Source organism: Mucilaginibacter terrae (assembly GCF_042679325.1).
Classification (GTDB): domain Bacteria; phylum Bacteroidota; class Bacteroidia; order Sphingobacteriales; family Sphingobacteriaceae; genus Mucilaginibacter; species Mucilaginibacter terrae.
The window spans coordinates 85,321-99,692 of record NZ_JBHTMJ010000010.1; the positions used below are offsets into that span (position 1 = coordinate 85,321).

A 14,372-nucleotide genomic window follows, 5' to 3' on the forward strand; every position below is an offset into this window, starting at 1 on the left:
CGGCATACCATTTGGCTAAAAGGGCAGGCACCGGGTTACGCCGAAAGAAGAACGCTCAACGAAATTAAGGGATGGCGTGAGCAATATAAACATCCGGAATTATTTGATTCAACCGGCCGGCGTAAATTTGACAAACAAATTTTGTACGATAATGATATAAACGGTTTAGGGATGTTTTTTGAAGGCCGCTTAACCGCCAAAACTACAAGAGGGACGATGGGTAGCTGATACCGGTGGATTGTTCATTAAATATACCCGGGAGGTCGTTCTTATACCCTTACAGCCGCCACCAGCTTTAACGGGTTTAACCGAAGCTCAACAAAGGATGGGGCTAATCAAACTCGAAACAATGAATCTGTTACTATGGCGTTATAAGTAGTTGTAATCGGCCTTGAACACATCACTTTAGCGCATCTTAATGTCCTAACATCAGGCAACATCATTTCCAGTTGATGTTTATATTGATAAAATTACTCCAGCAGTACTTTTCGAAAATGCTATCTTAGCAGCTTTTAATGGCGACTTCATATCTTGTATCACATTTATCAATGATATCTGTTTAAATTGATATTAAGAATAGCTCATTATCATACTCCTGTATAAACAGCATTGACAATGAAAAAAGTATCAATAAAAACTATCGCGGACGAACTTGGCGTAGTAAAATCCACCGTTTCATTCATCCTTAATGGGAAAGCTAGAGAAAAGCGAATCAGCAAAGAATTAGAGGAGCGGGTATTAAAATATGTAAAGGAAAGCGGTTATAAGCCCAATCAATTAGCTCAGAATCTAAGTACAGGCAAAACAAATCTTATTGGACTAATAGTTGAAGATATCTGTATTCCCTTTTTTTCCAGCGTAGCCAGATTTATTGAAGATAAGGCTTTTCAGCATGGTTATAAAATCGTTTATGCCAGTGACAATAATGATGTTAAAAAAGGGAAAAGACTGCTTGAACTATTAGCCGATCGGCATGTCGATGGCTATATAATTGCGCCCACTAGTGGGACAAATAATGAAATTAATAGCCTGCTCAAACGTAAGATACCTGTAGTTTTGTTCAATGGATCGCTACAGGAGGTGATTACGGACATCATTTACATCGATAATGTTGAAGGTGGCTATATCGCTACAAAACATTTGCTGGATAACGGTTATAAACACATTGCTTTAGTTACAATCAAGTCAAAACAGCTAGAGATGGATAATCGTAAGATTGGCTATGAAAAAGCGTTGAAGGAATCGGAGTCTAAGCCAATAATTTGCGCTTTACCGTATGGAACCGAACCAGAGAAAGCGGTGGGTTTAATCGCGAAATTTTTAACAAAGCATAAAGAAATTGATGCTATGTTCGTTACTACAAGCTTTTTTACTATCAGTGCAATTGAGGCAGTTTTAAGCACTGGTAAGAAGCTTTCAGAAGAAATCGGTTTTGTGACTTTTGATGATCAAGAATTTTTTAAAATTTATAAGCCATCTATTACTGCTGTAGCGCAGCCAATTGAGGAGATGTCAACTCTGGTTATAGATACATTACTTAAAAAGTTGAAGACAGAGGATAATGCTTTACAAAAATGCATTTTGTCGCCCAAATTAATTGTTCGAGATTCTTCAAGCGGGCGGAATTAGATAAGATAAAATCAATGCGTTTTATTTACTGTTACAAGCTTGAATATACCGCAGTAATGGCTATATATATTCTGATCCGATACATAAAGAATTGCTGTGATTGCAGCAGATAGAAAAGTATTATCAATTAATTCAATTATTGTATGGACTTAAATTAGTATCGATCTTTAGTGTGACCGGTCCAAATAAGCCCGATTTAAGTAAAGGCAGCCTTCCATAACGGCAAGCCGTTGTAAAAATGGAAGGCTCTCTTTCGATTAATTTACTACCTCCAACGAGTCGATTACGCCAGGTATTCGTGATTTGATCTCCAGTTTATTATTTCCCTCTCTTATGGCATTGCTAATATTCAAGCGGTACGGCATAGTCCATGCCACTCCGCAGTGCGCACCATTTATTTTAACCTGAGCAATATTTGCGATTTCACCAAATTCGATACGGAGAGGGCCTTTAGGTACTTTACTCAAATGAAAAGTATTACTATAAGTCGCAGTATCGGAGTAGTATTTTACTTTCTCATCTAAGCTATCAGACCAATCGGTTAATTTTGTAGCTGAAACTTAATTTGAACGAATGCCTGCATTATTGTTGAAGAAGATATCCCATAAGCCACCAACATTTTGAACTGTTCTCAGCTTAGGCCAGTTGTAACCGCCATGTCTTGTAATTTTCCCGGTTCTCTTCTTCATCACGATGAATATGGAGCCATTGTTAGAAAAGTACACAGGTAAGACGATCCTATTATTCGTTATTTTCCATTCTCCTGCAATTCTCATTTCTCCGGTAACTGGATCACATAGTTCAGAAATATATTTCGAAGCCCGTAAAGATAAGTTAACCACCCGGCCGCTATCCCGTTGATTCATCGCTAACCTGTATTAACACGCGGTTAGTCTGGTAACTATATTTCTTAGATTTAACCTGAATAGTCTGGCAGGTAAAGGATTTTTCAAATTCGTTTTGAATCCAGCAACGGCTTTTACTTTTAAATTCTGTTTGATTGCCGTTTTTTACCAGAAATGAAGCGTGTTCGCCGGTGCTTGTTGTGACCCTTGGTTGAATTAAATAGTTTGAAGCTAAAGTTCCAGCCGGAGCTGGGTATGGATATACAGCAATATCGTGATGATAATTCTTAACGGTTGCAAGGCGTGGTAAATAACCTTCGTAAAGTTTACCCTCGGCTATGGTTTTTTCAACCGAGGTGATTTTCTGCATGGACAGGTTCCGAGTTATCCAACGCCCGCCGCCAACGCAAAACCATCGCTGGCGTGAAGAGCGATTTTTGACCCAGGCTGTCCGATTGTTTTAAAGCATATTTCACTAGATTCAAAATTGCGGACTTAATTGTTGAGCTGGCGGATTGATCAGCGGAGGACTTTGAGCACCATAAATTGGCATTAAGTAAGCTCCACCCATACGAGCACTCCGCATAGCGGCTAAGTCTGCTTTTATCTCATCTTTAGTTATTGCTGCGTTCATCCAATACCAAAACACCCAGGGTTTTGTGTCATTCCCAGGTGTTTTAAAAAGATTTTCGAGATTAACCTTTTGCCGGTTGGCCGATTGCGAATAGGAAGTAGAAGGGAAAAGTATCAGCGTAAAAAAAACCTAACAAATCAACTTGTCGCCATTGGATTTTCATTATCTTTCGTATCGTATAATTCTTCTGTTATTGATGGAAATTAGCTAAGAGTAAATTATTTACGATTAGGGTTATATTTAATTTAAATTAACACGACTAGCATTGAATTTTTAGCGCATTAGCGTAATACTCTAATGGTTTATTATCAGGCATAGTCACATATAAAGCATCTTCCTTTTGCTCGAATACTAATTTCTGCTTTGTACTTAATAACTGAACTGATTCTACTTTTTTTCCATTTTTATCCGAGTTCTTTCCAAGACTTTTGACCTTTGTTTTTCCACTTTCGGGCCATCCCATAATTGTGGCATATACAACACTACCCTTGCTGGCAAAACGGATATCTTCTGCTGTAAAAGGTTTCCCTTTACCCTCATTAAATCCTTCTCTTTTTAGCTCCGCTATAGCTTCCAGCGCAGGTCCCTCGCCAAAAACCCTCCAAGGAACGGTATCATAAATACTTTCGCTGTTCGCTTTCATCCAACGGCCTATTTCTTCTACAATACCTTGTTCAATTTCATCGATAGTGCCATCTGCCCTAACCGGAATATTCAATAACAAATTCCCATTTTTACTGACGATATCAACCATCATCTGAATGATAGTCTTTGCAGATTTATAAGCTTTACTCTCATAAATACCCCTGTGATAATGCCAGTTCCCTATACACGTGTCCGTTTGCCAAGGAAGCGGCTCTATCTCGTTACTCAAACCGCGCTCAATATCCCAAACCATACCTTTACGTTGATTGGAGTCGAGGCCTTTCATTGTCATTACTGCACGAAGCTCACCATGATCCTTCAGGCTTTTGTTATATAGATGAGCCGCTATCTTCAATCCATCATCGGTCATCGGCCAAAGTGGTAAAATAGGATCGTCGAAATAAACCAGATCTGGCCCATAGGAATCAATTAAATCAAGGGTGCGGTCAAAATATTTTTTAATATACGCCTGAGACGGTTTTGATGCCCCGTTTATCCAACGCCATTGTTTATTAAGTATGCCGTCTACATCACTGTTTTCACTAAGCGGATGGTTCTGTTCATACAATTCCTGCGGATCAAGGCCATTCCACCATTGGCCGGCACCATTAGCTTTTTGCAGTTTCCCGTCATACGGAACGCCGGCTAAAGGCCCTGTTTTGTCAGCATGCTGTGCAGTCTCCATAAATATCCAGGCGTGGGCGGCATGTACACTTACGCCGAACGGTAACTGATGGCGTTTTGCAGCTTGTGACCACTCTGCAATAATGTCTTTTTTAGGACCTAATTTCGTTGAATTCCAATTTTTTTGATGTTTACTCTTATAAAGATCCATATTATCGCAGTGATTGGCCATCGCCACGAAATATTGAGCACCGGCGCTTTTATACAACTTCACCAAGGCGTCAGGATCCCAATTTTCAGCCTTCCATTCCTTTATTACATCTTTGAAACCTACTTTGGAGGGGTGGCCGTATTTGCTTACGTGAATATTGTAAGCTTTAGATCCCTGAACATACATGTTCCTCGCATAAAAATCTCCAGCTTCAGGTTGACATTGTGGCCCCCAGTGGGCCCACATGCCAAATTTTGCTTTACTGAACCAGTTCGGCGTTCGGTAATTGTTCTGAAGTGATTCCCAAGTAGGTTGAAATGGGCCTTTAGCAGGTACTTGGCTCGTTAAGCCATCTAAGGGAAATCCTTGAAGATGCTTATTTAACATCAGGGCGGTTGTTGAGAGCCCAAGGCTTTTTAGTATGGTTCTTCTTTTCATTGTGACTGCACTAATTTAATTTTAATGTTATTATCCGTTTAAGCTTACGGGATATTGGTTGGATCACGAACAACAATTATAAATTAATAAAACCGGTTTTGCAAACATGTTTTTGTGAATTTAATAAATGAAAACACAATTGACGATAATAAAACCGGTTTTGTCTTTTTTTTTACTAATTTGCAGTATATAATTACTACAATACTAGAGTAATAAGACCGGGAAAATGAAGAAAAAACTGTCGATCAACGATATTGCGCAACAGCTTAATGTAGCCAAATCTACAGTGTCCTTTATCATTAATGGAAAAGCAAAAGAAAAGCGAATAACCGACGAATTAACGCAGAAGGTACTCAAGTATATCGAAGAAAAGGGATTTAAACCAAACCAGTTAGCCCGGAGTTTAAGCACAGGTAAAACCAAAATGATTTGCCTTATGGTGGAGAAAATATCTGATTATTTCTTTTCCCATGTGGCTTATCACTTAGAGGAACTGGCTTATAAAAGTGGTTACAAAATTATTTACTGTAGTACCGATAATGATACTGAAAAAACCAAGGAATTGATCAATATGTTTCGAAACAGGCATGTAGATGGTTATATCATTACTCCACCACCCGGGATTGAAAACGAAATCCGTGAACTGTTACAGGACAATTTGCCTGTGGTTCTTTTTGACCGCCACTTCGACACTCTTTCGACAGATTATGTTATGTTGGATAATTTCAACAGCACTTACGAAGCAACTACTAATTTAGCCGTAAGCGGATACAAAAATATAGGATTTGTAACCCTGGCCTCACACCAAAACCAAATGCTGGAGCGCTACTCAGGTTATACAGCTGCAATAAATCACAATGACTTGAAAAGCAATATTTTACAAGTCTCCTTTGATAATGACAATGATGCAAACGTTAGTGAAATTAGCAGATATCTAACAGAACATAACGAAATTGATGCACTGTTGTTTGCCACCAATTATCTTGCTATTACCGGTATAAAGGCTATTAATGATCTCAAATTAAGCATCCCTGAAAATATTGCGGTTATCGCTTTTGATGACCATGAAATTTTAGTATCTACAATCCTACAATTAGTGCGGTTGCCCAACCGATAGGAGAAATGGCTAAACAGTTGATCAGTATACTGCTGGACAAGTTAAACGGAAAGGTTAAACATTCGGATTTGAGACAGGTTATTGTACCGGCTGAAATTATTCTCCGCGGATCCATTAAGCACACAGCTTTGCAAAGCTGACCATTCTGTTTGCAGGGTATTTGATTATTTCGAACAGCTAAGCAATTCAATCAAATAACTGCAAATTTGCAAAACCGGTTTTTTTACTTACAATTGTGCTGAGATGCGGAGTACATAGTTAACCATAATAAGCGTTTTGGTCATTTAACTTTTATATCCGGTTCATCAAACCTATAATTATTATATATGAAAAAGCTGCATTTGTTCGCTATTGTTGGTGCAATTTTCCTGTACGGCTGCTCTAATGGGTTTAAACCGCTCGGCGCAGGTTCGTCATATGAAGTAATAGATCAAAAGTCTGGGACATTAATCAAAGAAGGAGATTTTGTAAGTGTTCATGGGCAAATAAAAACGGACAATGATTCTTTGATCAGCAGCACTTACGATTTGGGTAGACCTACAACTTTTATTTTAACCAAATCAATATTCCGCGGAGATCTCACCAGCGCATTTAATCAATTGAGTGAGGGTGACAGTGCTATTATTAAAATGAGCGTTGATTCCATGATGAAGAAAATGCCAGGTCAACAAAAGCCGCCCTTTAAATCTAAATTCATTACCTACTTCTTGCGCGTTAACAAAGTAATTCCAAAAAAATCGCCCCAGCAACAAGCTGTATTTAGTCAGTTAATTATTGATTACCAGCATACTGTAGATAATCAATTAAAATCGGCAGAACCTTCTAAGATAGGGAACTATGTGGCCGAACATCATTTAAAAGTAACAAAGACAGCGAGCGGTCTTAGATATGCTATCGAAATGCCTGGAGATGGACCTATGATTGTAAAAGGAGATACGGCAGTTATTAATTACGTGGCTAAGTTTACAAACAACAAAGTTTACGGAACAAACCTTTCAAAAGAAGCTGCCGAAAACAAGCTACCAGCGAAAAGGAACTATGAACCGGTAAAAGTTGCGGTTGGTGCAAAGCAGGTTATCAGCGGCTGGGATGAAGGTTTGCTCCATCTCCGTAATAAAAGCAAATCAATCCTGATTTTACCCTCAAAATTAGCTTATGATAAGCAGGGAAATGGGCCTATTCCACCGTATACTCCTCTAGTGTTTGAAATTCAGGTTGTCAATGTCATTCATCCGAAAAAAGGAATTTAAGAAAGCCTGCGTATCCAATGACACCAAACCATTTTCATCATAATATCATGCTGGTCAGCCACATTAAACGTAAACAGATCTTGAAAAAACGTATCAGATTGCTATTAGCTAATATTATTTTGTTGAGCTGTAGCTTACATGGATCAGCTCAGCAGACTATGGTAAAATATCTATCCGGGATAGATAAAGACCATACCCAATTATGGGATTTTTATTGCACTAAAGGCAGCCATAGCGGCCAGTGGTCAAAAATAGCAGTACCCTCCAATTGGCAGTTGCAGGGATTTGGATCATACTATTATGGGCGGGATGCGCAGCCGGAACTTGGAGAAAGCGGTCTTTATAAAACTACATTTACGGTACCTACAACCTACGCTAACAAAAGAATATTTATAGTATTTGAAGGCGCTATGACCGATACAGAGGTTAAGATCAATGGTAATAGTGCGGGCGAAATACATCAGGGTGGTTACTATCGCTTTAAATACGATATTACAAATTTAGTCAAACTCAAAGGTGATAATTTACTCGAAGTAAAAGTTGACGGACAATCAGCTAATGCGTCGGTAAATTTGGCTGAAAGGAAAGCTGACTTTTGGACTTTTAGCGGAATATTCCGACCAGTTTATTTAGAGGCAGTACCCGATTCTTATATGGATAGGTGGGCAGTTAACGCCAAAGCCAACGGTAATTTAAGTCTTGATGTTTATGGTGTAAATTTAAAGGAAGGCAGTATTGTTTCCGGACAACTGGAGGATTTAAAGGGTAATAAGATTGGCGCAAGTTTCGTTGCCAAATCAAAAAAAGGGGAACAAACAATAAGCCTAAACCATCACTTTGATCATATCAAGACCTGGAATCCCGAGTTTCCTAATCTCTATAATCTCAGCATCTCTTTAACGGACAGTCGCGGAATAGTCCACACGGGTAAGCAAAGATTTGGATTTAGAACGGTAGAACTACGTAAGCACGACGGAATTTATGTAAATGACAAAAGGGTTGTTTTTAAAGGAGTGTGCCGTCATAGTGAATGGCCGGAAAGCGGGCGTACGATGAGCAAAGACTTAAGCATTCTGGACGTTAAATTAATGAAGGAAATGAACATGAACGCGGTTAGGATGTCACATTATCCGCCCGATCAGCATTTTTTGGATGTTTGTGATTCGTTAGGATTATTTGTACTTGACGAATTGACCGGCTGGTCTCGTAGCTTGGATACGATTGTCGGACGAAAGTTAGTTAAAGAAATGGTTGTTAGAGATGTTAACCATCCTTCTATCGTTTTTTGGGACAATGGTAATGAAGGTGGCTGGAACACAAATCTCGACAGTGATTTTTCACTTTATGATCCGCAGAAAAGATTGGTGCTGCATCCCTGGGACCGTTTTAACGGAATTGATACCAGACATTATCCTGAGTATAATTATTTGGTGAACAATTTATTATATGGAAATGATGTTTACTTGCCTACCGAATTTGTACATGGCAATTATGATGGCGGGGCTGGAGCAACCCTCGATGACTACTGGAATATAATGATGCAATACCCGTACTTTGCCGGTGGATTTGTATGGGCATTTGCTGACGAAGGTGTTATTCGCAAAGACCGTAATAATGAAATGGATACATCCAACGAGCGTGCACCAGATGGTATAGTTGGTCCACATCGCGAAAAGGAAGGCAGTTTTTTTACCATTAAAGAGATCTGGTCTCCGGTTTATATTAATATGCGGGTAATTTCACCATCTTTTGCCGGCACAGTTCCAATGGAGAACCGGTATATATACACAAATTTAAAGCAGTGTCATTTTAGTTACGAGTTAGTAACATTTCCACTCAGCACAGATAAAATAACAAAGCCAAAGGTGAATTACACGAGACAAGTTCCTGCATTTAATCTTGAACCTGGTGCAAAAGGATTTCTTAACTTAAACCTGCCCGCTCAATGGCGGCAGAACGACGCCTTGTACCTTACTGCAACCGACCCTTATGGCAAAAAAATATTTAAGTGGACTTGGTCAATAAAAAGTGCAGCGCAAATAGCACTTAAAAACATAGGTAGTAAGTCGGAAAGTAAAAATGACGTAACCTTCAAAAATATTGACGAATCGTTGATTATCAATGCTGGCAACATGGTTTATACTTTCGATAAAAAAAACGGACTTTTAAAATCTGTTAATAAAAATGGAACCCTTATCTCTTTAAAAAACGGACCTGTATTAGCCGGCGTTAAACTGGAGTTAGAGTCGTTCAAAACCAATCAGCAGGACGGCAGCTTGATATTACAGGCTAATTTCAATGGCGACAAAAACTTTCTAAAAACAAAATGGACATTCAAAACCGGTTTACCTGCGAAGCTGGAGTATAGCTATTTACAACGTGGTGATGCTGATTTCAGAGGAATTACTTTTGATTATCCTGAGGATAAAGTAACCGGCATGAAATGGTTGGGCAGAGGCCCTTACAGGGTTTGGAAGAACCGGTTAAAAGGTCAGGAATTTGGTCTATGGCATAAGGCGTATAATAACACGATAACGGGAGAAACCTATAAATATCCGGAATTTAAAGGATATCACGCACAGTTATATTGGACGGTTATCGAAAACAAGGAATCTCAATTTACCGTTTTCACCGAGGATACCAACTTGTTCCTGGAAATGATGAAGCCCGACAATTCCGTACATGCTCCAAAGGCCCTGCAGCCAGCCTTTCCAGAAGGCAACCTGGGATTTTTAAATGCAATATCACCAATAGGAGCAAAATTTCATTCAGCTACCGGCTTAGGCCCCCAAGGAGAAAAGAATGTGATGCCAAATTCAACTCCTGTGAGCGGAACTTTATGGTTTGATTTTAGATGAAACGATGTGGAAGATCTCCTGCAAAAAGTGTCGAATATGCATTTGATGACATTTATCAATTATGTTTTTTCTATCAAACAGCCTAGAACACAATTAGTGATATACTAAACCAAAGGAAATTGAAAAACTGTTGCCATTGCCGTAATATACCTGAGCACATCGTGGAATGACAATTTATGGTGAGGTTTTTCTTTTAAAGGAAGAGCGGTTCATTCCCGCCAATAGAGGAAGTTCGGGTGAACTATCCTTAAATTGGACCGACAGCAGATAGAAAGATCAATAAGAATTTAACGGTTTTTGTGACTCTAACCTAAAAGTATCCCTGTACATGTTGGCATTTATACTAATCGGTTTTAAGTCCAAGTTCTCAATAAGAAAAATATATGCATAGGAAAAATTGGAAATTATCAATATATAGCTTCTTTATGCTATCTCTGATCTCAAATCAGATTTCGGCCCAGTTGACAAAGAGCAGGGTAATAAAAGATCTTTATCACGAATTTCATGTGTCTGTAAGGGGTAACGATGCTAATATTGGCTCGGCAAACAGGCCATTAAAAACCATTATGGCGGCGGCTAATAAAGCGATGCCGGGCGACGTAATTACAGTGCACGCTGGTATTTACCGAGAGTCTATAGCGCCTCCGAGAGGCGGTTCTTCAGACAGCAAGCGCATTACCTATCAAGCTGCAAAAGGCGAAAATGTAGTAATTACAGGGTCCGAGCCAGTTAATGGTTGGAAAAAAGTGCAGAATCAGACTTGGACGCGAACCCTGCCAAATTCATTTTTCGGAAAAACAAATCCCTTTGATGAACAACTCTATGGCAGTTGGTATTTTTCAAAAAAGGGAACACTTCCTAAACGTAACCATACGGGCAGTGTTTACTTGAATGGAAAACGGATACGCGAAACTTTTTCATTGGAGGAGGTTACAAAACCAATTGGTGATAAACCGTTATGGTACGCAAAAGCAGCTGGTAACGGCGGTCCTGTGGTGATGAATTTTGAGTGGGTTTGCCCTGTCGGGGGAAAGCAGATGACTTCCATGGAGGCATCAGTAGAAGGTGGTGACCAAGCTGCATGGGTATCTATTACCCGTTGGCCCTTTGCTTATTTAAAGGATGGCTCTGTTCTGCATTTTGATGGCGTAGACTTTAGGAGTGGTACTGATACCTTAAATTTTCAGGCGTCTACATTCTCAAAAGGGGGCACTGTTGAAATGCACCTGAAAGATCCGGATGGTGAATTATTGGGCTCGGCCTTGGTTACCAATACGGGCGATTGGGAAACGTATGCTGTATTTAAGCTTAAAATGTTGAGAAAGCTCTCTGGAAAACAAGATGTGTGCCTTGTTATTAGAGCTCCAGCGCTTAAACCTAATGGGAAAACGACCATATGGGCACAATTTCCAGCAGGAATTGACCCCAATAAGAAAGCTGTAGAAGTTTCAGTGCGGTCACAAGTTTTTTATCCTAACAAAACAGGGGTCAACTACATTACCGTACGTGGTTTTACGCTAGAGAATGCGGCTACCAATTGGGCACCGCCATCAGCAGAACAACCCGGGCTAATTGGTCCTCGTTGGGCAAAGGGATGGATAATTGAGCATAATGTGATACGTAATTCACGTTGTACGGGTATATCGCTCGGCCGCCCTACGTTCGGGCATGCACACCATTACCAAAAACTGCACTATAAAGTATATCCCGAGCCTAACGGCGGTCAAACACAACAGCAGCTTATGAATTATTATGAGCTTGCATCATGGACAAAAGAAGATGCAGGTTTTCATATCATACGTAATAATCAAATTTATGAATGTGGCCAGGCGGGGATAGTTGGTAGTAGTGGCGGTTCGTTTAGCCTTATTGAAGGCAATGATATTCATGATGTTTGCATTGATGAAACTTTCGATGGTTACGAACAGGCAGGGATCAAACTTCATTTTGCTATAGATGCTGTTATAAAGAACAATCATATTTACCATGCCAACCGTGGGCTTTGGCTAGATTGGGGAGCACAAGGAGTACAGGTAATTGGAAATCTATTTCACGACAACAATGCCACCGAAGATGTGTTTGTTGAGATTTCTCATGGTCCAACTTTCTTTGCTAACAATATCTTACTTTCTAAAATATCCTTCAATTTAAATGCCCAAGGCATAGCGTTGGTACACAACTTTATTTATGGTGCAACAACAGGGGGAATTGATAAGAGTGGGCGGTTTTCATTTCTATACCGGCCCCATGAAACGACCTCTAACGGGAAATCCGCTAACCCCGGTGGCGACTGGCAATGGTACAATAACATATTTACTGATCAGGCCACATTGGGCAAATGGCGGGAAGCTAAATTGCCAATTAAGTATGCCGGCAATGTGGTGGCAAAAAATGCAAACGACTTATTGAGTGATTCTACGGCCTTGGTTTCCCCAAATTTTGATTCTAAACCCTGTGTTATCCAAAAAAAAGACGGCTGGTATATGAAGTTTAGATCGTCTAGCAATTGGATAAACGGACAAAAACGTAAAATGGTAACAACAGAAAGTTTAGGGAAGGCGATCATTCCAAACCAAGGTTTTACCAAGCCAGATGGTTCTCCATTAATCATTAATTACGATTATTTTGGTCACAAACGCGATCCTGCAAATCCTTATCCGGGCCCCTTTGAGCAGTCAGGCGATCAGGGGTTGGAGATCAAGGTATGGCCGGTTGCTTTGCTCCGCTCGCAATAATGAAAGGTCCCAAAAAGAAACCATAAACCTCAAAATCTAAGCTAATCTTATTCCATAATCCGGCTATGCCCATTTGATATAAACCGTGTACGGGACGCTGTGCTACCCTCTACATAATAAAACATTTACCATAATGATAACAAAAGCTAACAATGGTATTGGCAACAGTCGCCAGGACAATATCCCTGTATTTATTTTTATGGTCTTATTTGAAACACCCGCCTTTCAGCGCCTGAAATTGCTGACTGTACTTGTTATGCTATGTGGCTTCCGTGTATCTGCTGTTTCGTTGGCTACCCACCGGCCTGTACCCCAACTAAATAAAAAAGACATCCGGCAAATCATGAAAAAGGTTTGTGATTATCAGCTTAATAACTTCACCAATACCACCGTTATGTCTAACGGGAAACCGGAACAGATTTTTAATAACGGCTGGATACGGGGCGTATTTTTTACCGGTGTTGTAGCTACTTACGAAGCTACCGGGGACTCCAAATACCTTTCGAAAGCCATAGCCTGGGGAGAGAGCAATAATTGGGAATTAGGTAAAAAGGCGAGGAATGCGGATGATCAGGTAGTGTCGCAAGTATATATCCAGCTATATGCTATAAGGCGCGATGAAAAAATGATTGCCCATGCTAAATCAACATTTGATGCTATTGTGAAGGATCCTATGCCCGGTGAAAAGTTTGGATGGTCAAAAAATGTCAACTGGTCCTGGTGCGATGCATTGTTCATGGCGCCGCCTGCTTATGCTATGCTCAGCAAAGTAACCGGCAACGACTCTTACGTTAAAGCGATGGATAAAATGTGGTGGGAAACTTCTGTTTATTTATATGATGACCATGATTGCTTATTCTATAGGGACAGCGCCTACAAGCCGAAACTTAACGGACTACAGAAAACAGAAAAAAACGGGAAAAAGATTTTTTGGGGCCGGGGAAACGGATGGGTACTGGCGGGGTTGGCAAGAGTTTTAGAAAATATGCCTAAAAATTACAGCAATCGAAATAAGTTCGTTAATCAATTTGTTAGCATGGCTAAAAAGCTTAAACATTTGCAGGGCGACGATGGCTTATGGAGAAGCAGTTTATATGATCAGGAAACCTATCCCGATCCGGAAACCAGTGGAAGCAGCCTTTATTGTTACGCTATGGCCTGGGGTATTAATAATGGTATCTTGTCCGAAAAAGAGTTTAAGCCGGCGGTTATAAAAGCTTGGAGCAGGTTGGTTTCGAAGGTAAACGCTGATGGAAAGCTTGGCTCAGTGCAAAAAGTTGGTCACGAACCAACAGTAGTACTTCCCGAAGACTCCAATGAATATGCATCGGGGGCGTTTTTACATGCCGGCCTTGAAATGATCCGCATGATTAAATCCTGATTAAG

Annotated in this window: 10 protein-coding genes and 1 pseudogene; 7 read left to right on the forward strand and 4 right to left on the reverse strand. The window is 40.0% G+C overall.

The annotated features are described in order from the left end of the window. Window positions 1–615: 615 nt before the first annotated feature. Entirely contained in the window at window positions 616–1,629 is a 1,014-nt protein-coding gene (locus ACFQ3S_RS08885) for a LacI family DNA-binding transcriptional regulator (RefSeq protein ID WP_377163442.1), read from the forward strand. Window positions 1,630–1,886: 257 nt separating this feature from the next. On the opposite strand, the pseudogene ACFQ3S_RS08890 reads toward ACFQ3S_RS08885, so the two are convergent. The 4 genes and pseudogenes from ACFQ3S_RS08890 to ACFQ3S_RS08905 form a co-directional block, all read right to left on the reverse strand. Beyond that, window positions 1,887–2,171, reverse strand: a pseudogene (locus tag ACFQ3S_RS08890) (glycosylhydrolase-like jelly roll fold domain-containing protein); the annotation flags it as partial. A gap of 307 nt (window positions 2,172–2,478) precedes the next feature. Then, on the reverse strand, window positions 2,479–2,844 hold the full coding sequence (locus ACFQ3S_RS08895) for a hypothetical protein (protein ID WP_377163444.1): 366 nt from the start codon (window positions 2,842–2,844) through the stop codon (window positions 2,479–2,481). A 111-nt stretch (window positions 2,845–2,955) separates the two neighbouring features. Beyond that, window positions 2,956–3,225: a glycosyl hydrolase gene (locus tag ACFQ3S_RS08900; RefSeq protein WP_377163711.1), complete on the reverse strand. Its 270-nt coding sequence runs from the start codon at window positions 3,223–3,225 to the stop codon at window positions 2,956–2,958. A 142-nt stretch (window positions 3,226–3,367) separates the two neighbouring features. Then, on the reverse strand, window positions 3,368–5,026 hold the full coding sequence (locus tag ACFQ3S_RS08905) for an alpha-L-fucosidase (RefSeq protein WP_377163446.1): 1,659 nt from the start codon (window positions 5,024–5,026) through the stop codon (window positions 3,368–3,370). 226 nt (window positions 5,027–5,252) lie between these two features. Here ACFQ3S_RS08905 and ACFQ3S_RS08910 point away from each other — a divergent pair, with 226 nt between their 5' ends. The 6 genes from ACFQ3S_RS08910 (at window position 5,253) to ACFQ3S_RS08935 (ending at window position 14,367) form a co-directional block, all read left to right on the forward strand. Further along, complete coding sequence (locus ACFQ3S_RS08910) at window positions 5,253–6,143, forward strand: LacI family DNA-binding transcriptional regulator (protein WP_377163448.1); 891 nt, start codon at window positions 5,253–5,255, stop codon at window positions 6,141–6,143. Window positions 6,144–6,148: 5 nt separating this feature from the next. Then, on the forward strand, window positions 6,149–6,283 hold the full coding sequence (locus tag ACFQ3S_RS08915) for a hypothetical protein (RefSeq protein WP_377163450.1): 135 nt from the start codon (window positions 6,149–6,151) through the stop codon (window positions 6,281–6,283). A gap of 186 nt (window positions 6,284–6,469) precedes the next feature. Further along, window positions 6,470–7,393, forward strand: coding sequence for an FKBP-type peptidyl-prolyl cis-trans isomerase (locus ACFQ3S_RS08920; RefSeq protein ID WP_377163452.1), 924 nt, complete (start codon window positions 6,470–6,472; stop codon window positions 7,391–7,393). A 158-nt stretch (window positions 7,394–7,551) separates the two neighbouring features. Continuing rightward, window positions 7,552–10,251 (forward strand): glycoside hydrolase family 2 protein, encoded by a 2,700-nt coding sequence (locus ACFQ3S_RS08925; protein ID WP_377163454.1) that lies wholly within the window; start codon window positions 7,552–7,554, stop codon window positions 10,249–10,251. Window positions 10,252–10,676: 425 nt separating this feature from the next. After that, window positions 10,677–12,986 (forward strand): carbohydrate-binding protein, encoded by a 2,310-nt coding sequence (locus ACFQ3S_RS08930; protein ID WP_377163456.1) that lies wholly within the window; start codon window positions 10,677–10,679, stop codon window positions 12,984–12,986. A gap of 133 nt (window positions 12,987–13,119) precedes the next feature. Further along, a complete protein-coding gene (locus tag ACFQ3S_RS08935) occupies window positions 13,120–14,367 on the forward strand; it encodes a glycoside hydrolase family 88/105 protein (RefSeq protein ID WP_377163458.1) in 1,248 nt (415 codons plus the stop codon). Window positions 14,368–14,372 lie beyond the last annotated feature (5 nt).